The sequence below is a fragment of the Microcoleus sp. PH2017_08_TRC_O_A genome (assembly GCF_020738665.1).
In the GTDB taxonomy this organism is placed as follows: Bacteria; Cyanobacteriota; Cyanobacteriia; order Cyanobacteriales; family Microcoleaceae; genus Microcoleus.
The window spans coordinates 55,171-72,164 of sequence record NZ_JAEQCE010000032.1 but is presented as its reverse complement, the minus strand read 5'-3'; the positions used below and the strand labels follow the sequence as shown (position 1 = coordinate 72,164).

15 protein-coding genes and 1 pseudogene are annotated in these 16,994 nt (G+C 46.0%); 6 read left to right on the top strand and 10 right to left on the bottom strand.

The genetic code is table 11. The features are described from left to right. Positions 1 to 97: 97 nt before the first annotated feature. The 4 genes from JGK22_RS13280 to JGK22_RS13265 all read right to left on the bottom strand — a co-directional run bounded on the left by JGK22_RS13280 (position 98) and on the right by JGK22_RS13265 (position 3,419). The gene (locus tag JGK22_RS13280; RefSeq protein ID WP_293185537.1) at positions 98 to 1,726 is read right to left on the bottom strand and encodes a ribulose bisphosphate carboxylase small subunit; all 1,629 of its coding nucleotides are present in this window, start codon (positions 1,724 to 1,726) and stop codon (positions 98 to 100) included. 204 nt (positions 1,727 to 1,930) lie between these two features. Next, positions 1,931 to 2,236: a EutN/CcmL family microcompartment protein gene (locus JGK22_RS13275; RefSeq protein ID WP_293185538.1), complete on the bottom strand. Its 306-nt coding sequence runs from the start codon at positions 2,234 to 2,236 to the stop codon at positions 1,931 to 1,933. A gap of 421 nt (positions 2,237 to 2,657) precedes the next feature. Next, a complete protein-coding gene (locus tag JGK22_RS13270) occupies positions 2,658 to 2,999 on the bottom strand; it encodes a carbon dioxide-concentrating mechanism protein CcmK (protein WP_006635058.1) in 342 nt (113 codons plus the stop codon). 108 nt (positions 3,000 to 3,107) lie between these two features. Beyond that, positions 3,108 to 3,419 (bottom strand): carbon dioxide-concentrating mechanism protein CcmK, encoded by a 312-nt coding sequence (locus JGK22_RS13265; protein ID WP_006635059.1) that lies wholly within the window; start codon positions 3,417 to 3,419, stop codon positions 3,108 to 3,110. 626 nt (positions 3,420 to 4,045) lie between these two features. Here JGK22_RS13265 and JGK22_RS13260 point away from each other — a divergent pair. The 5 genes from JGK22_RS13260 (at position 4,046) to JGK22_RS13240 (ending at position 9,980) form a co-directional block, all read left to right on the top strand. Beyond that, complete coding sequence (locus JGK22_RS13260) at positions 4,046 to 5,920, top strand: NAD(P)H-quinone oxidoreductase subunit F (RefSeq protein WP_293185539.1); 1,875 nt, start codon at positions 4,046 to 4,048, stop codon at positions 5,918 to 5,920. A gap of 417 nt (positions 5,921 to 6,337) precedes the next feature. Then, complete coding sequence (locus tag JGK22_RS13255; RefSeq protein WP_293189627.1) at positions 6,338 to 7,852, top strand: NADH-quinone oxidoreductase subunit M; 1,515 nt, start codon at positions 6,338 to 6,340, stop codon at positions 7,850 to 7,852. Between the two features lie 174 nt (positions 7,853 to 8,026). Next, complete coding sequence (locus JGK22_RS13250; RefSeq protein ID WP_293241350.1) at positions 8,027 to 9,193, top strand: CO2 hydration protein; 1,167 nt, start codon at positions 8,027 to 8,029, stop codon at positions 9,191 to 9,193. A 195-nt stretch (positions 9,194 to 9,388) separates the two neighbouring features. Next, entirely contained in the window at positions 9,389 to 9,613 is a 225-nt protein-coding gene (locus JGK22_RS13245) for a hypothetical protein (RefSeq protein ID WP_293185543.1), read from the top strand. Continuing rightward, positions 9,606 to 9,980, top strand: coding sequence for a type II toxin-antitoxin system PemK/MazF family toxin (locus JGK22_RS13240; protein WP_293185545.1), 375 nt, complete (start codon positions 9,606 to 9,608; stop codon positions 9,978 to 9,980). The genes JGK22_RS13245 and JGK22_RS13240 overlap by 8 nt, the downstream gene beginning before the upstream one ends. 237 nt (positions 9,981 to 10,217) lie before the next feature. Here JGK22_RS13240 and JGK22_RS13235 read toward each other — a convergent pair whose 3' ends face one another. From JGK22_RS13235 to JGK22_RS13215, 5 genes are all read right to left on the bottom strand, one after another. Further along, entirely contained in the window at positions 10,218 to 10,937 is a 720-nt protein-coding gene (locus JGK22_RS13235; RefSeq protein WP_293185546.1) for a PHP domain-containing protein, read from the bottom strand. Between the two features lie 226 nt (positions 10,938 to 11,163). Then, positions 11,164 to 13,683: a bifunctional serine/threonine-protein kinase/ABC transporter substrate-binding protein gene (locus JGK22_RS13230; RefSeq protein WP_293189559.1), complete on the bottom strand. Its 2,520-nt coding sequence runs from the start codon at positions 13,681 to 13,683 to the stop codon at positions 11,164 to 11,166. A 196-nt stretch (positions 13,684 to 13,879) separates the two neighbouring features. Continuing rightward, positions 13,880 to 14,362: a hypothetical protein gene (locus tag JGK22_RS13225; RefSeq protein ID WP_293195900.1), complete on the bottom strand. Its 483-nt coding sequence runs from the start codon at positions 14,360 to 14,362 to the stop codon at positions 13,880 to 13,882. 334 nt (positions 14,363 to 14,696) lie between these two features. Beyond that, positions 14,697 to 14,846 (bottom strand): hypothetical protein, encoded by a 150-nt coding sequence (locus JGK22_RS13220; protein ID WP_293189555.1) that lies wholly within the window; start codon positions 14,844 to 14,846, stop codon positions 14,697 to 14,699. 13 nt (positions 14,847 to 14,859) lie between these two features. Next, on the bottom strand, positions 14,860 to 16,098 hold the full coding sequence (locus JGK22_RS13215) for a HetZ-related protein (protein ID WP_293195897.1): 1,239 nt from the start codon (positions 16,096 to 16,098) through the stop codon (positions 14,860 to 14,862). 167 nt (positions 16,099 to 16,265) lie between these two features. Between JGK22_RS13215 and JGK22_RS13210 the strand changes: the two genes are divergently transcribed. Next, positions 16,266 to 16,433: a hypothetical protein gene (locus JGK22_RS13210; protein ID WP_293313010.1), complete on the top strand. Its 168-nt coding sequence runs from the start codon at positions 16,266 to 16,268 to the stop codon at positions 16,431 to 16,433. A 210-nt stretch (positions 16,434 to 16,643) separates the two neighbouring features. Here JGK22_RS13210 and JGK22_RS13205 read toward each other — a convergent pair. Further along, a pseudogene (locus tag JGK22_RS13205) lies at positions 16,644 to 16,866 on the bottom strand (D-aminoacyl-tRNA deacylase); the annotation flags it as partial. Between the last annotated feature and the right edge of the window lie 128 nt (positions 16,867 to 16,994).

The following is a 16,994-nucleotide window of genomic DNA, read 5'->3' as shown; positions in this document are numbered from 1 at the left end:
TGTCAACTGTCAACTGTCAACTGTCAACTGTCAACTGATTCTCCCGCTAGCCCAACGCGAGCACTTAACGGGAGAAAGCAGCTAATTACCTGACAAATTATGGTCGTTGGATAATTTCTTCGAGTACCCGGCGCTTGGCCTTGGAGTCGATACCGAGCAAGCGGACGTAATCGCCACTGTGTTCTGTCATACAGCTTTCGAGAGCCGAAATTACTTCGGATTCGCGGTTGGTGGCGATCGGCGCGCAACTGCTCCAAGAACCTGTGCGGAAACGGCGCGCGTCGGCGTGTTCCGTGCCAATTTTGTAGCCTTGGGAGAGCAGATTGCGGATTTGGTCGATCGTCTTGCCGGTCAACTTTCCACTTCCAGCCGAACCAGTCGTCGTGGCTTTGAATGCTGATGTTGCACCCGGTTTAGCCGATTGAGCCACAGGGCCATCGGGACGCTGAATCAGTTCTTCAACTACGCGGCGCTTAGCTTTCGGGTCAATCCCGATCAAGCGCACGTATTCGCCCGGATATTGGTTCATCACAGATTCTAAAGCGGCGATCGCCTCAGATTCGTTTCTGACTTGCAGCGAAGCCCCGCTTTGCCAAGAACTGGTGCGGAAGCGGCGCGCGTCGGCGTGTTCTGTGCCAACCTTGAAGCCTTGAGCTAGCAAGCCGCGAACTTGAGCCACTGTTTCCGCGCTCAATTTGCTGGATGCGGAACCGCCATTTTGATAGGCAGTTTGTGCAACTTTACCGTTAGATTTGTGAGTTGTGGCGCCGTTACCGTTAGAGCCGTTTTCTCCCGGTCTTTGGACGATTTCTTCGAGTACGCGACGCTTGGCTTTGGTGTCAATCCCGATCAAGCGGACGTATTCTCCTTGGTGATCGGCCATACAAGCCGACAAAGCTGCGATTACTTCAGAGTCGCGAGTTGAGGAAATTGGGCCGCAAGTGCGCCAAGAACCGGTACGGAACCGACGGGCGTCGGCATATTCCGCTCCCACGCTGTATCCTTGGGCTAGCAAATTGCGGATGCTATCGGCTAGAGAGGAACTCAATTGGGTGCCGGCATAGGTAGAATAATTCATTTGAGTGATATTTGAGTTTTTAGCTTGCTCGTTGCGAATTGGTGCTAGACAAGCGATGTTGTCAGCGCAGCGATAACCCGTTCTCAGAGCGTCATTGATGCCGATGACGTGGGTCGCAAATTTAACATCTGAATCTTGAACGTCAGGCAGGCGATCGGCTTGCTGCTGATTAGTGATGATGGCTCCCGAAGGTATGTACTTACCGGGAGGAATCTCCACATCTTGAATTAATACGTGCATCATGACAATGCAGCCGTTGCCCACTCTGGCATTGAACACCGTAGAGCGAAAGCCGATAAAGCACTCGTCGCCCACGTATGCCGGGCCGTGAATTAAACTCATGTGGGTGAGGGAAGTATTTTTCCCCACCCACACAGAATAGGATTTGTCGTCGTCTCCTGTGACTCGGCCTTGTTCTAAACCGTGAATCACTACTCCGTCTTGAATGTTGCTTCCTCCTCCGATATAAAAAGGAGTGCCTTCATCGGCGCGGATAGATGTCCCGGGGGCAATCATCACATTAGAACCGATATGCACATCCCCAATAATGTTAGAAAAGGAATGTACGTAGGCGGTGTCATGAATTTTGGGCTCAGCCAAGTTTTTCGACCAAGGCGTCGGGGGAGCCGCAACGTTGCGGACTGCCATAAATTAAGTTCTCCTAAAACTGAAAATTTTTTTTAGTTGTTAGTTGTTAGTTGTTCACTGTCAACTGTCAACTGTCAACTGTCAACTGCCAACTGTCAACTGTCAACTGCCAACTGTCAACTGTCAACTGTCAACTGCCAACTGCCAACTGCCAACTGCCAACTGCCAACTGTCAACTGTCAACTGTCAACTGTCAACTGTCAACTAGCGGTACGGGTCGTCTTTTTTACTGTAAATGAGGCGATTTTCTACATTGACAGTATCTATAATGCCTACTACCAGAGCATCGATCGGACGGTTTTCGCTCCCTGGCGCGATCCGGGCCCCGCTGCCGCGGGTGACTAAAACCCATTCATCTATACCAGCGCCCACACAGTCAGCGGCTACTTCATAGCCGGGAACTGGCGAACCTTCTTCATCGATGAATTGCAGCAGTAGAAATTTCGATCCTCTCAGCGTCGGCTCTTTTTGGGTACTGACAACTGTGCCGAGAACTTTGGCCATTTGCATTTTAGGTAATAGGTAATAGGTAATTGGTAATTGTCATTTTTACACCGTCACTTGTCTTTTTTTTATGAGTTTTTTTTAGTCTAATTTCTGCATAAAATAGTAGTTTCTTCTACTAACTAATGACTAATGACTCATAACTCATAACTCATGACCCGTAAAACAAACGGATACAAGCTCTAGACGATTTTGACTGTCGATTCCAAAATCTTAGATTTAAACTTAAATCTCCCAGATTAATCTGTGGAGTCAATTTTAAAATCTAAAATCTAAAATCTAAAATCTAAAATCGACTGACTAATAACCAATATCCCATGACTACCTCAATTAAAAATTAAAAATATTAAATCAAAAACATCGCGATTTTTAATTTTTAATTTTTAATTTTTAATTACCAAACGCCCCTAACAGCCTCGGGCTTGTATTAAGATCTGTTGAGAGGACGAATGCCGCTCACGCCTTCGCGGAACTGTTCTACAGCTTCGGTGTAGCGAATGGGTAGCACGTATTCCAAGTTTTCGTGAGGGCGGGCGATAATGTGGGTGGACATCACTTGTCCGCCGTTAACGCGCTTCACTGACTCTACTCCGGCGGCTACGGAAGCTTGCACTTCCGAGACATCTCCTCTTACAATGACAGTAACGCGAGCGCTACCGATTTTTTCGTATCCTACCAAGGTGACGCGGGCTGCTTTGACCATCGCGTCAGCGGCTTCTACAACTGCGGGGAAGCCTAAGGTTTCGATCATGCCAACTGCAATTGCCATTGGTTTTACTCCTGATTGAATATTTTGGGAACTAAACTGTAAATTTTTGACGATCGCGCTGCTTTTCGTCAAACGTTTCGTCAAACGAATTTTTAGCGCGCTAAGAACTTAGTAGCCTCGGAACTGCTCTACTGCTTCTGTATAACGAATTGGTAGAACGTATTCTAGGTTTTCGTGGGGGCGAGCGATGATGTGGGTAGAGACGACTTCTCCGCCGTTCACCCGCTTGACGGATTCCACTCCTGCTGCAACTGAGGCTTGGACTTCCGACACGTTGCCGCGCACAATTACGGTGACGCGAGCGCTGCCGATTTTTTCATAGCCCACGAGGGTAACGCGAGCAGCTTTAACCATAGCGTCGGCAGCTTCCACAACAGCGGGAAAACCTTTTGTCTCAATCATTCCCACGGCAATTGACATTTTTGAATCTCCAAGTTGAGGATTAGCGGAATTACCGTAACAAATCTTTGAGAAATCTAAAAATTTGGACGGGGAGGCCCACATTATTTAGGAATGCAGTGTAAAGCTTCCTATCCTTATAGAATAGGGGAAGCTGTCCACCTTGACAATATAAACTAACATCATAATGTTTAATAACAAAAATTAAATTTTTTTATGTTACTTCAAATATTTTAATATTTATTTAATAATCTTAATATATAGAGGAGTAGATGCGGGCGGCGAGCAGGCAGTCAAGTGAGCATAAATACCTGTAAACTAGAGTTCGGTGGGTAAAAGCTGGGGCGATCGGTTTTAGGAAATTTGGGGATTTCCAAAGGGGGATCGCGGATAAACTGGCAAAAAAAGCTGTCTTGACTCATCTGCGGGCATTTTTTTTCTGTGAGTGCCGATGCTGAGAAAACTATAATTTTGTCTTGACATAATTCTCAGTTTTGATGTTTTAATGTATAGTTAATTTTGGGTGCAAATTATTTTGCTAAAGCTATACGATCGGGTTTAGTCAAAGTTTTACGTTGTGGCGCGATCGCCCGGAACTGCCTTTGTATAAAGGTAGCCGGTAATTTGAAGTTTAAGGAATAAATTAAATGACAGAATTTCTCCTCCAAACCTGTTGGTGGATACCTTTATATGGCTTAATAGGCGCGATTCTAACTTTGCCGTGGTCTACGGGAACCGTTCGCACAACAGGGCCAAGACCTGCGGCTTACTTCAATTTACTGATGAGTGTGTTGGCTTTCATCCACGGGTCAGTGATTTTTACAGCAACTTGGGATCGAGCGCCCCAACATTTGCTCCTCCACTGGGTGCAAGCAGCAGATTTAGATTTGTCTTTTGCCATAGAAATCTCCACGACCAGCGTCGGAGCAATGGAGCTAGTGACAGTTTTGAGTTTGCTAGCACAAATTTACGCTCTCGGCTACATGGAAAAAGACTGGGCGCTAGCTCGATTTTTTGGGCTGCTAGGTTTTTTTGAAGCGGCAATTAGCGGGATTGCGATTAGCGATTCGCTGCTGCTAACCTACGGTTTGCTGGAAGTGCTGACACTCTCAACTTATTTGCTAGTCGGGTTTTGGTACGCTCAACCGCTGGTAGTGACGGCGGCTAGAGATGCGTTTTTAACCAAGCGTGTAGGAGATGTACCGCTGCTGATGGGAGTAGTGACGCTTTCAACTTTAGCCGGAAGTTTGAATTTTTCTGATTTAGAAGAATGGGCGGAAACTGCAACTTTATCTCCTTTAGTTGCGACTCTTTTAGGCTTGGCTTTAATTGCCGCACCTACAGCCAAGTGCGCTCAATTTCCGTTTCACCTGTGGCTCGACGAGGCGATGGAAGGGCCGAACCCGGCTTCGATTATGCGGAATACGGTAGTTGTGGGTGGTGGGGCTTATGTTTTGATTAAACTTCAGCCTGTTTTAGCGCTGTCCCCGATAACTGGTTTGGTGCTGGTGGTTTTGGGTGCGGTGACGGCTGTTGGGGCTTCCTTAGTGGCGATCGCCCAAATCGATATCAAAAGAACACTATCGCATTCTACCAGCGCTTCTATGGGTTTAGTGTTTATCGCGGTCGGGCAGAATCACGTTGACATTGCATTGCTGCTGCTGTTCGCGCACTCGATCGCCAAAGCACTATTATTCATGAGCATAGGGTCAGTAATTGTCACAACCAACACTCAAGATTTAACAGAAATGGGTGGGTTGTGGTCAAAGATGCCCGCCACGACAATGGCTTATTTAGTTGGCGCTGCGGGGATGGTAGCCCTATTGCCGATGGGCAACTTTTGGGTAATGCGACGGTGGCTGAACGGTTTTTGGACAGTGCCATTGTGGTTGGTAGTTGTGCTGCTGTTAGTTAACGGTTTAACTGCGCTCAATTTAACTCGCGTATTCGCCTTAGTATTTGTCGGAAAACCGCAACCCAAAACTCGCAGAGCACCCGAAGTCGGTTGGCCGATGGCTTTGCCGATGGTAATTTTGACGGTGATTGGGCTGTTAGTGCCTTGGATGTTGCAGCAGTGGCAACTTTTAATTAGTTGGACTGGGCCTTGGGCGGAAACTGGGGATTTTGATAGTTTAAATTTGCTGTTGAAGACTCTGGATACTCCACTGTTGGTGTTATCTGGCTTGATTGGGGTTGGGGCTGGCGTGGCGATTTATTGGTACAACGTTTTACCTCGACCGGTACGACTGCCGATTCCAGCGGTGCAGGATTTGTTTGCTTACGACTTTTATATCGATCGAGTTTACCGCTTGACTGTGGTTTGGGCCGTAGCTTCTATTGCGAAAGTCAGCGCTTGGACTGACAAGTATGTAGTAGATGGGGCGGTGAATTTGTTCGGTTTTGCCACAATTTTCAGCGGTGAAGGTTTGAAATACAGCGGCACCGGTCAATCGCAGTTTTATGTGTTGACTATTGCGGGGGGAGTTGCGGCGTTACTGGCGCTGATTATTTGGCAATTCTAAACCGCAGATTTTGGTGGATGAACGGGGATAAACGCAGATAAATTGTTTTTGGTTTGTCTGCTTTGTCCCTAGTTTTATTCAAAGTCGATCGGCCACAATTCTATAACCGGAACTTCCCAACCGGGTAAAAGTTCGGGCAGTGAAATTATGTCGTAGTGCTGTCGCCCCCGAGCGAGTATTGTACACCTTGCTCGGGGGGGACAGCACTCCCAGAAAAGATATTTTTTGCAAAAATGAGATGCTCCCATTTAACTTGCAAATCTTCTCGATCTGTAAGACTAGAAGTCATAGGAGGATTTTCGAGAAATTTGCATCTATTGTAATAAGAAAATTAACCGATCGCTATTTTATGCAGTGGCTTTGGGTTAATCTTAAATATAGTTCTAAATATTGTGTAATAAAGGAAAGTTTTAATTGATGCTCAGTGCTTTAATCTGGATACCAATGTTGGCGGCCGCCCTGATTGGGTTTTGGCCCGGTGCGATCGCCTCTAAAATAGTTCGGAATGCCGCGATCGCCATTGCGGGTGTAACTTTTATTCTATCGGTGTTTGTGGCAGCTCAGTTTGATGCCAACAGCAGTCAATTACAGTTTTCGGAATTTATTCCTTGGATCGATGATTTGGGATTTAATTACAATCTCGGCGTTGATGGTTTGTCTCTGCCCTTAGTAATTTTAAATACCCTACTGACAGGTGTAGCGATTTACGCTACGGATGAGGCGATCCGCAGACCTCGACTTTATTATTCTTTGATGCTGTTAATTAGTGGCGGCGTCACCGGAGCTTTTTTATCTCAAAACTTGTTGCTATTTTTCCTGTTTTTCGAGGTAGAACTAATTCCGCTTTACCTGTTAATTGCAATTTGGGGAGGCGAGCGCCGAGGCTATGCCGCTACTAAGTTTTTAATCTATACGGCATTTTCGGGAATAGTATTGCTGGCTGCTTTCTTGGGTGTAGCTTGGCTCAGCGGTGCTTCTAGTTTTGATATGGTTGGTGCAGCCGGTGCATCGCATTTGGAAGGAGGCTCGCCGTTGCCTTTGGTCAGACAAATTGTGTTGCTGGCAGGGATATTGCTCGCTTTTGGGATTAAGATTCCTTTGGTGCCTTTTCATACTTGGCTGCCGGATGCTCACGTAGAAGCTTCGACTCCGGTTTCGGTGCTGCTGGCGGGGGTGCTGTTGAAGCTGGGAACCTACGGGATGCTGCGCTTTGGTTTGGGTTTGTTCCCGGATGCGTGGGCGGTGGCTGCGCCTTGGTTGGCGAGTTGGGCGGTGGTGAGTGTGCTTTACGGGGCTAGTTGCGCGATCGCCCAAAAAGACATGAAAAAAATTGTAGCTTACAGTTCGATCGCGCACATGGGCTACATTTTGCTAGCTAGCGCCGCAGCTACTGAGATTAGTATGATAGGAACTGTGTTGCAAATGGTTAGCCACGGTTTAATCTCCGGGTTGCTATTTTTGAGTGTCGGGATTGTTTACAAAAAATCCGGCAGTCGCAACATAGATGTGCTCAAAGGTTTGTTCAATCCCGATCGCGGTTTGCCGGTAATTGGCAGTTTAATGATTGTCGGTGTAATGGCGAGTGCCGGCATTCCCGGGTTGTCGGGATTTATTGCTGAATTTTTGATATTTAGGGGCAGTTTACCAGTGTTTCCGATCCAAACTTTGCTCTGCATGATCGGGACTGGTTTGACTTCAGTTTACTTCTTAATTATGGTCAACCGCGCCTTTTTCGGCCGCCTTTCCGATTTGGTGGTGAATTTACCGCAAGTCCGCTGGGGCGATCGCATTCCTTCGCTAGTTTTAGCCGTAATCATCACCATCATGGGATTGCAGCCGGGAGTTTTAGTGGCTTTGAGTGAGAAAACTGCGATCGGCTTAGTATCGACTGTACCCGCACAAGTTAAACAAGTTGCTCAAAACTTGGAGTGAAATCTTTCATAGGTATGTAGTTGCGCTTGAGCGCCGGCCGGCGAAGAGAGCAACTACAAACCTAAAACATAGTTATTCAATGTAGTTGTGCGTTGACTCGCTCTCATGAACCCTCAAGCGCAACTACGAACCAAAGCTAAAACATAGTTATTCAATTAAGGTTGAGGAAATCAAATGACAAGTACCGTATTAAAACCATCTTCCCATCCCCTATCCGCCTACATTGACATCTTGGAATCAGGCAAAGCTTTACTTCCAGAATCTACCGAAAATGTAGTAGAAGTGGTTGGAGTTCTCAAAAGTTACGCCATAGTTCTTGATGCGTATTCTCGCAATTTAAACTACATCGCTGAAGAACAATTTTTAGTGCTTTTCCCGTTTTTCAAATATTTCAACGGAGAAGTGACAGCGCCGAAATTAATGCGCTATTTGTGGCACGATCGCATTAATTTTGAGTATGCTGAGTATTGCATGAGAACCATGCTTTGGCACGGCGGCGGCGGTTTGGACAGTTATGTTGATTCTCCAGAATTTAGCAATTTGGCCGAAAAGGCGATCGCAGCTAAGTTAAAAGGCAACTTTTTGATGCAGGGACTCCACAAAGCATTCCCAGAGTTTTTACCCGAACAAGTGCGGATGTTGGCTTATTACACGGGTTTGGGGCAGTTTTGGCGGGTAATGAGCGATTTATTTATCGATTTGTCCGATCGCTACGAAGCCGGTACAATTAAGTCGATCGCAGAGATAGTAGATTTCGTCTTAGCCGGTTTAGTAAGCGCCGCAGCCCTACCAATCACCTACAGCGTCAAGATTCGCGGCGAAGTCTACGATATCCTGCCCGCATCGGCCAACTTGACATTTTTAGCAGATGTAGCAGTACCTTATGTAGAAGCAGTTTTCTTTAGAGGAACAGCTTTTTTTGGCACAGTTTCCTACAACGCCCAAGCACATCAAATCCCAGAAGAACAAAAAGAATTTAGCTACGGGGCTTTGTTTGCAGATCCTTTACCCATCGGAGGTGCAGGAATTCCACCAACTCAATTGATGCAAGATATGCGGCATTATCTGCCCGATTATTTGCACGAAATTTATCGAACTAGCTGTCGCGGTGAAGACGATTTGCGCGTACAAATTTGCCAAAGTTTTCAGAAGTCGATGTTTTGCGTGACAACAGCGACTATTTTCGGTTTAGCACCTCATCCGATGAACACCTCCGATCCTGAGGAAAAAAAGGCTAATCGGGCTTATTTAGAAGGTTGGATGGATCGATTTGGCACTTCTCGCTTGGATTGGGCAAATCAGCCAACTATCAGGGCTTGTCAGTTGTTCCCGGAAAGATGAAAGAGGCTGGATGTCTGTTGCTACGATCGGGAGCGGAAGCAATCTCGATCGGAATCCAGCACGTCACATCTATGAAAGGCTGGGCTCCGGGCTGCTACCTCTTCTTGAAGCTCTAGATTAACCTTGACAAAGGTTGTAGCATTGGTTAGTATGATAGTACAGTCATACTCGTCAGTCGCATGAAATTAATAATTTATGAGCAAAAAAGTCAGTATTACTTTGGATGACACAATTCTAGATTTTGTCGATCGGCTAGCAAGTAATCGTAGTAGTTTCATAAATGAAATTCTCTGGAAGGAAAAAAGGAGGATTATGATGCAAGAGCTGGAAAATGCTTATAAAGAGCAGGCTAGCGATCCTGATTTTCAAGAAGAGATTTCCGTTTGGGATGTTGCGGTAGGCGATGGTTTAAATGCCTAACGGGATATTAACTTACAAACGAGGAGAAATATGGTGGGTCGATCTAGAACCCACGACCGGTCATGAAACCGGTAAGCAGCGTCCTTGTCTAATTTTGCAGAATGATGTTGGCAATCAAAATGGGACAACTACAATAGTTGCCCCTTTATTGCCTTGGAAAAAAACTTATCCATTCGTTGTGAATGTTGTTCCAACTTCGCAAAATGGACTAAACGGAGAACGGCACATAAACTTAAGTCAAATGAGAGCTGTAGATGCTCAAAGAATTAAAAACAAACAGGGAGTTTTAGAAGATTTTTATTGGGAAGAAATTGAGAAGGCTGTCTGTATTGAGCTGGGTTTTAATTTGGTATTTAAAGAAACATGATTGAGGTTTCGTTTTCTCGCTTCGCTCGTTTATCTATAACGTTTGTCAAGCGCTGTGAGGTACGCTGGCTCCTCCGATGCTTTCGATCTGAGAGTACCTCATGTTACTGAGAAAGGCTATAGTTTCCCAAACTCTTTTGAACCAGCAAACGAAAATGCGGTCAGCATGATAATTTCGATCGCCGATCGCCAATCTAAAAGCTCAAATACCAAATCCCATGACGCACCTTAATGCTATCTAGATTCGGACAAGAAGACTCAGGCCGTGAGAATCAGTTCCACAAGTTCCCAGTAAACCATAGGTTTCAGCTAAATCTTTGACTAAAGCAGTTTGTTTGGGACTCGGTTTCCAAGGATTAGGATTACCGTAAGCATAGTAAATTTCTACGCCGTCAATGCCAAGACGGGCTGCTTCTGGGATTAGTTGATCTGCGATCGATCGATACCGGCAAGGATGTGCTAGAACTGCTAAACCTCCTGCTTCCTGAATCGCTTCAATTACCCTGGCTGCGGAATAAGAAGCGTGGCCTTCAGTGCCTTTACCTCGCAAGTAAGGTGTGAGACTGGGATGTTCAGGATCGAAGGCGTAAGCGAGAATGTGTACGTCGTTTTTGAGCAATTCAGCGTTAATTTCAGCGCCAGTCCAAAGAGTCGGCGCTGCGGTAGTCCTGTCGGGATGCTTTAATTTCCAGTTATCCAGCCAAATTTGAGCTTGAACGTAGCCTTTGGTGCTGTGGTGATCGGTGATAGCGAAGCCTTTGAGGCCGCCTGCGATCGCAAGTTCCATCAATTTCTCGGGCTTCAATCGCCCGTCGGAGTAGACTGTGTGCATATGGAAGTTATAGGAACCCGGACAGCTATCGGCATCAATCGTCTGCAAGACTTGTTTGAGTGCCGAGATATTCTGGGATTCTGGTTTGAGGCTAGAACTTGTTGAGGGAGCGAGATTGACCGTCATAAGCATTATTATAAAAAAAACTAGCTTTGTTAACTATATCTAATTTTTTCTTTAAATGTTGGGGGCTGATACCCACAGGTACTTTCAACAGTTGACAGTTGACAGTTGACAGTTGACAGTTTGAGAGAAACCTCTACCCTTAAGTCTGAGGATTGAAGTAATGAATAGTCTGAGTTTAATTTCTCCCGGGCGGGCGGGCTTTCAACCAATTCTTTCTGGCAAAGCGTTAGTCGCACTTTAAACCTGCGGCGGCGGCTGTCGGAAATTCGATCGGCACAAACGTAACACCAAATTGTTCTCTAGCACACGCAACAACGTGCGCTAAAGCTTTAGGAGGGTTTTTCCGATTTCCAGTTGTCAAGTCAAACTCAATTATACCCGTGGCACCGTCAGCTTTAAAGTCTGGAGATGCTAAGGTTTTTTGCATTCCTTCACGGCTGGGTTCTGGCTGTAATTCTAGGGATTTAATCAGCGTTTTAGCGGCATCGTAGGTTAAAGCCGATCGAGTATTGACTGGGCCTCCCCACAATTTTTCAGCATTAACTGGAAACTTTTTATCAAAACTGATTAACGGATGCCAAAACACGGATACGGCGAGTTTTTCAACAGACTTTACCTGTTTTACTGCTTCTAAAGTTCTCGGATCGTATAGAGTCCAAGGGCCAACAATCCAATTGAGACCATCGTTGATTTTAATCATATCGAGCGCGTGTTCGAGAGAATTAGTGACTTGACCGTCGGGAAAGAGAGCTATGGCTGTTATTTTGGCTTTCTCAACTTCTTTGATAGCTGCTTCGGCGTTAAAATCATTTTTAGATAAGTCGTAATTACTGGATCTAAAAGTCGAACCTCCTTCGGCTTCAAATTGCTTTTTGAATTCTTCCCACAAAGATGCGCTAAACGGACTATTGGGATTGTAAAAAACGGCAACTCTTTTTTGACCGACTTTAATCAGTTGATTTACTAAGCCTTCAGCTTCTTTGCTAGTTGTTGGGGCTGTCCGAAAGAAAAATTTCCGAGGTTTGCGCGTTAGTTCTTCTGTTGTGCTTCCCGGAGAAATGAGGGCCAGTTTATTTTGATTGTAAATATCTACTGTTTCTACCGTCATGTCACTGGTGTAGTGTCCGATGACTGCTAGAATATTTGGTTGAGTGACTAGATAATTTGCCCTTTGAACTGCGTAGGATTTGATATTGGCGTCATCAGCAATGATTACTTTTAGACCTTTTCCTTTAATCGATTTTGCTTCGAGAAAGCCTTGACCGGGAAAATCTCGTTCGCTGTTATTTGCAGAGAGGAGACCTAAATTAACTTCGGTTTGAGCTTGACCAATACCGCGCAGCAGTTCTTCGGCTAAACTTGCATTGACTATAGTTCCTGTCCCGTCCTGATTTCTGCGAATGGGAACAACAATTGCGATGGTATAATACTCTGCACCTATCGCCTCCAGCAGAGCATTGTTGGTGTAAATTAAAGTTTCTGGATCTCTGCGATCTTCCCGCCAGGACTGTTTGAACAATTTTAAAGCTTCAGGATAATTTGCTTCTGCAAATTCATTTATTGCCCTTTGTTTTGACCACATGGCGGCGGTTTTTACTAGGAGTTTTTCACCGGAACTTACACCATCTGGGGAGGGTGTAGGTGAGGCTGTAGGTAGGGTCGATTGCGGGGAATTTTTATGGATTATCGGGGATTTTTTGATGTTTGAAATTACGATCGCCCCTGCGGCAATTACCGCAACACCCAACAGCAGCCAGCGAAAGCGCGATCGCCCCTGCGGCGGAGTTTGGCCTGACTCGGGTTCTTTGCTCGGTGGCGAATCCTGGTTTGGCGAAACTTCATCAGAATCAGACGCTCCCAAATTCGGCGCAGGTTCGAGTAATAGAGGCGATCGCATCGCGTTCAAGTCTCGCAAAACCTCAGTCACAGATTGATATCGATTTATTCGATAGTGGAAGCGAACCATCTGATCGAGAATATTTTTTAGATTATCACTCACTGGTAGCGGAGTGCGATCGGACGTGGAGTCATGCCAGATAATTTCACCAGCACCATCGTAGTTTTTGAGCTCTGTGGGATGCTTCCCGGTGAGAACTTGAATCACGATCATCCCTACGGAGTAAATATCATTACCAGCATGGGCAGTACGCCCATTTGATTGTTCCGGAGACATATAACCGCTGGTGCCGATCGCCTGCGATGTGAATATTCTACCTGTAGAGTCAGCAGTCAAAGTGCTGATTTCTTTGACAGCCCCAAAATCAATTAAAACAATTTTGTTATCTGTTGTGCGCCGAATTAAGTTAGAAGGTGTAATATCGCGATGAATAATATTTTGTTTATGGACGAACTTTAAAATTTCCAGAATTTCCAGCAACAAGGCGATCGCCCGATCCTCTTCCCACTGTGTACCTGGAGTGAGTTCTTCCTTGAGCTGATGTCCTTCAATGTATTCTTGAATTAAGTAAAAATGGTCGTTTTCTTCAAAGTAAGCGAATAATTGGGGAATGCACGGGTGATTGCCGAGACAGCGCAAAGCACTAGCTTCCTTTTCAAATTGCGTCCTTGCCTTCTCCAAGACGTGCGGAGCATTCGATGAAGGAAAAGGAATTTCCTTAACAACGCACTCGGGATTTCCGGGTTTGGCTAGATCGTTAGCCTTGTAGGTAATCGCAAACCCTCCCTGTCCCAATTTCTTGATAATTTGGTACCTTTCGTGAAGGATATACCCTGGCTCTAGACACATATATTTTTCAGCACCTGTTGACTGGCTCCGGTCTTTGATGTTGATTATACGCTTTTTTGTTCCTAGATACACTTTGGCAACATATCAAGTTCGTCTGTGCCCATATCAAAAACATTATAACTTTCAGCAATTTCTCATTTCCAGTTGTCACTGACTAATAAATAATGATGATTGATGATCGATCGCCAATGACTAATTATGTTTCCCCTAACTTGCTAAGAACAAAAGCAGCTAAAAACCCGCAGACAGTAATTAAGCCAGCAAAATCGTGAGTTTCCTCGAATGCTTCGGGAATCATCGTATCTGAGATCGTGGCTAAAATACCCCCTGCTGCGGCGATCGCCAATCCGCTATCGCTTGATTCTGTTTTAGCAGGGTGCAAAGAGCCCGATCGCTTGCGGTGTTTTGCTCCCTGCTGATTCAAAAACCAATTGGCGGCTGTATAAACAGCAGCGCCGCCCAAAAAGCCGATCGCCGTTGAGTCAAAACCGCCGCGCTTGTAAGCTTCATCCATCAACTCAAAAGATAGCGCCCAAATCAGCACACCGGCGCCAAAAGCCATAATTGTGGCGATCGCGCGCTGGGGAATCCTGATAAAGTAACCCACCGCCGCTCCCAGTAGCAGCGCCGAACCACCCACTAAACCCCAAAATTCTGCCTGCAACCACACTGGAAACATGACTACGCACCTCAAAGCAAAAATTTTTAGACCTGCATAAAAATTATAGATCTTTTATTGGGGGGAGGCAGCGGATACAGCACTTTTCAACCCAGGGATGTACTCTCCTTTGGGCTGGTATTTTCTAATAAGTTATGACTGACATCACGTCTGGTAAAATCATCTTTATAAGTTCGTAGTGAGGACTTCAGTCCTCTAATTTTTATGAGGACTGAAGTCCTCACTACGAACCAATTTTACCTGTATTTTTAATAAATTATGATTAATGATTACTAATAAAAAAAATCCCAGGCATAACCTGGGAATGGGAAATATTAATAAAAGTAATGTTGTTTTAATAAATTGAATTTGCCGGAAAGCGGCGATAATTTGGGTAATAATCGAGCAGCACTGGTAGATTTGAGAGCGGACTGCGGGGCGGGCATTCCGGTTCCGGTGCCGCACCCATCGCATTTTCCAATCTCAATAAAACACTTGCGTTCATGTTGGATCACCCGTTATGCTTGGCTGCTGTTGCGAGTCTGGCTTGCCAGATCCAACAGTTGCGCCCAACGTTTTTGGACTTGTTTGGGGGTGCAGTTGAGTGCAGTGGCGATCGCCTTATCGCATTCTTGATTCCGCTTCATTGCTAACAGTTCTTGTTGTTCGGGCGACAGTTGAGCGCGAAATGTTTCCCATTTGTCCGAAGTCATGCCCAGTTTTTGATCTACATCAGCACCCAGCCATTCGTGAACGAGTTTCCAGTTTTGAGTGCGGGCAAATTTTTCGACGTGGTACTTAAACCGTTGTTGCAGGTAGTCGCGCTGGCGGGAGGACAAACCGAGAACGCGATCGATTTCCGAAGCCGAAAGGTCTTGCAATTTTAAAGTTAAGTAGCTAACACATTCTGGCTGATTTTGCGATTCCAGATAAGCAATCAATTCAGCGACTACTCGATCGCGCAACACAGCATCAGCCGGATCGACAGTTTCCGAAACCATTTGTTCGCGGACTTGTTGCAGCGCCGGAGAGCGGCTGTACATTTCTGCATCTTCTCCCTTGCCGGATTCTACAGCCATTTCAATGTCGATCGCAGTTTCGGGAGGTTGGCCCTTAGCAAATCCTTGAGCGCGAAGCACGATCAGGCGTTGGCGGTTGCGGCCGGGTAAACCGATTTGGCGCTTGGCGTATTGTTCGGTGAAAGCCATGTACTCAGCCAATTCAATCTGGGTGCGGGGAGTGTAGTTGAGATCCAGTTGGTGTTCGCGGCGGAAAGCGCGCAAAGCTTCGATGTAAAAGCCTTGCAAAAAGTCTTCAATCATGTTGTAGCGAGCTTGGAAGTTCAAGTTCGATCGGAAAGAAGCAACATGACGGTAAATCATCGATGCGAGGTGAGAGTGCAGTTGGACGCGGCCTTGTTTGGAACCGAGGCGGTAGAATTCGAGAGTTTTTTGCAACCGGTGTTCGGCCAAGGTGATTTGCCAAGCTTCAACTTCGCCGGAAATTTGGATGCGATCGCTTTTTTGGCAAATCCGTTCGACTTCCTTAGCAATTCGCATCGCCACTGCTTGAGCGCTGCGGCTGGCAGTTTTCATTTCTGCTTCCAACTCTTTGAGGGCGAATTCAGCCAAAGCCAAGACATCGATGCTGGAAACTGTATTGATTTCGGCGGTTTGTTCGGTGGAGGCGGCTGGAATGAAGTTGAGGTTAGAAACAGTGTTGCAGTTGACGGGGTTGGTGGCAGTTGTGACAGTCATGGCGTTTATCGGGTGGTAGCGCAGTGCGAGGACATTTTTCAGGGAGCGAGGCGGCAGTTGCTGGCGGTTTCGCTTGGCACGGCTGATTCAACTCTCTATGTATTGAATATAGGGAAATACAGATAGGCACAGTGATGCCAGTGTTCCACTCTCTCATGCAACATTTTTTGGCTGCCGAATCTGATTTTAAGCGCTGGCTGTTGACGATAGATTTTATTGCCTTCAAAGCCTTACTGTACAAGCCTTCTGAGCTGTTATGCGGGTGTGGCGATCGCGACAAAGATGGACGGTGTTCCGGGGCCGCTGAGTGGACAATTTACCAACTGGCCTTTTGAGGGGGTTTTCGGCGTCGGAGATTGCGGAATTGAGACTCGGCAGAATGTAGCGAACTGCAATGTCTTCAGAACCTACGCTACAGCAGTTGGGAAACCCGGTCAATTTAGAAATTTTCTTTTAAAAGGGGCAACGGCTTTTTTTGAACGAACCGCGAAGACGCAAAGGAGGCGAAGGAAGATAAGAGAAGTACAGAGGCCTGTCAAACCTATTCACGCCGATTCTCTCTCCAACACCAAAGTCACCGGGCCGTCATTATCTATAGACACTTGCATCATGGCTCCAAACAAACCTGTTTCGACTTTTAAGCCGCTCAGGCGCAACTTTTCGACAAATTTTGCATAAAGTTTTTCGGCGGCTTCAGGGGCGGCAGAGCGATCGAACGACCAGAAGCCGACCTTTGCGACAGTCGCCGTAGAGAGTAAACTGACTGACCGAAAAAATTGGGATACAAGCCCCGTCTTTTTAGGACGGCTTTAATTCTGGATATTGTTAGCAACTGGCAGTATATAGCGGTTCTCAGAAAGATGAGGTATGTTGTTGGGCTTGGGCCCTCTTGGTTT

What these genes read in the sequence shown, in the direction of transcription:
- JGK22_RS13265 (WP_006635059.1), bottom strand. Translation starts at nt 3,419, where the DNA reads ATGTCAATTGCCGTGGGAATGATTGAGACAAAAGGTTTTCCCGCTGTT.
- JGK22_RS13215 (WP_293195897.1), bottom strand. Translation starts at nt 16,098, where the DNA reads ATGACTGTCACAACTGCCACCAACCCCGTCAACTGCAACACTGTTTCT.
- JGK22_RS13275 (WP_293185538.1), bottom strand. Translation starts at nt 2,236, where the DNA reads ATGCAAATGGCCAAAGTTCTCGGCACAGTTGTCAGTACCCAAAAAGAG.
- JGK22_RS13220 (WP_293189555.1), bottom strand. Translation starts at nt 14,846, where the DNA reads ATGAACGCAAGTGTTTTATTGAGATTGGAAAATGCGATGGGTGCGGCA.
- JGK22_RS13280 (WP_293185537.1), bottom strand. Translation starts at nt 1,726, where the DNA reads ATGGCAGTCCGCAACGTTGCGGCTCCCCCGACGCCTTGGTCGAAAAAC.
- JGK22_RS13255 (WP_293189627.1), top strand. Translation starts at nt 6,338, where the DNA reads ATGCTCAGTGCTTTAATCTGGATACCAATGTTGGCGGCCGCCCTGATT.
- JGK22_RS13235 (WP_293185546.1), bottom strand. Translation starts at nt 10,937, where the DNA reads ATGACGGTCAATCTCGCTCCCTCAACAAGTTCTAGCCTCAAACCAGAA.
- JGK22_RS13260 (WP_293185539.1), top strand. Translation starts at nt 4,046, where the DNA reads ATGACAGAATTTCTCCTCCAAACCTGTTGGTGGATACCTTTATATGGC.
- JGK22_RS13225 (WP_293195900.1), bottom strand. Translation starts at nt 14,362, where the DNA reads ATGTTTCCAGTGTGGTTGCAGGCAGAATTTTGGGGTTTAGTGGGTGGT.
- JGK22_RS13270 (WP_006635058.1), bottom strand. Translation starts at nt 2,999, where the DNA reads ATGGCAATTGCAGTTGGCATGATCGAAACCTTAGGCTTCCCCGCAGTT.
- JGK22_RS13240 (WP_293185545.1), top strand. Translation starts at nt 9,606, where the DNA reads ATGCCTAACGGGATATTAACTTACAAACGAGGAGAAATATGGTGGGTC.
- JGK22_RS13245 (WP_293185543.1), top strand. Translation starts at nt 9,389, where the DNA reads ATGAGCAAAAAAGTCAGTATTACTTTGGATGACACAATTCTAGATTTT.
- JGK22_RS13250 (WP_293241350.1), top strand. Translation starts at nt 8,027, where the DNA reads ATGACAAGTACCGTATTAAAACCATCTTCCCATCCCCTATCCGCCTAC.
- JGK22_RS13230 (WP_293189559.1), bottom strand. Translation starts at nt 13,683, where the DNA reads ATGTGTCTAGAGCCAGGGTATATCCTTCACGAAAGGTACCAAATTATC.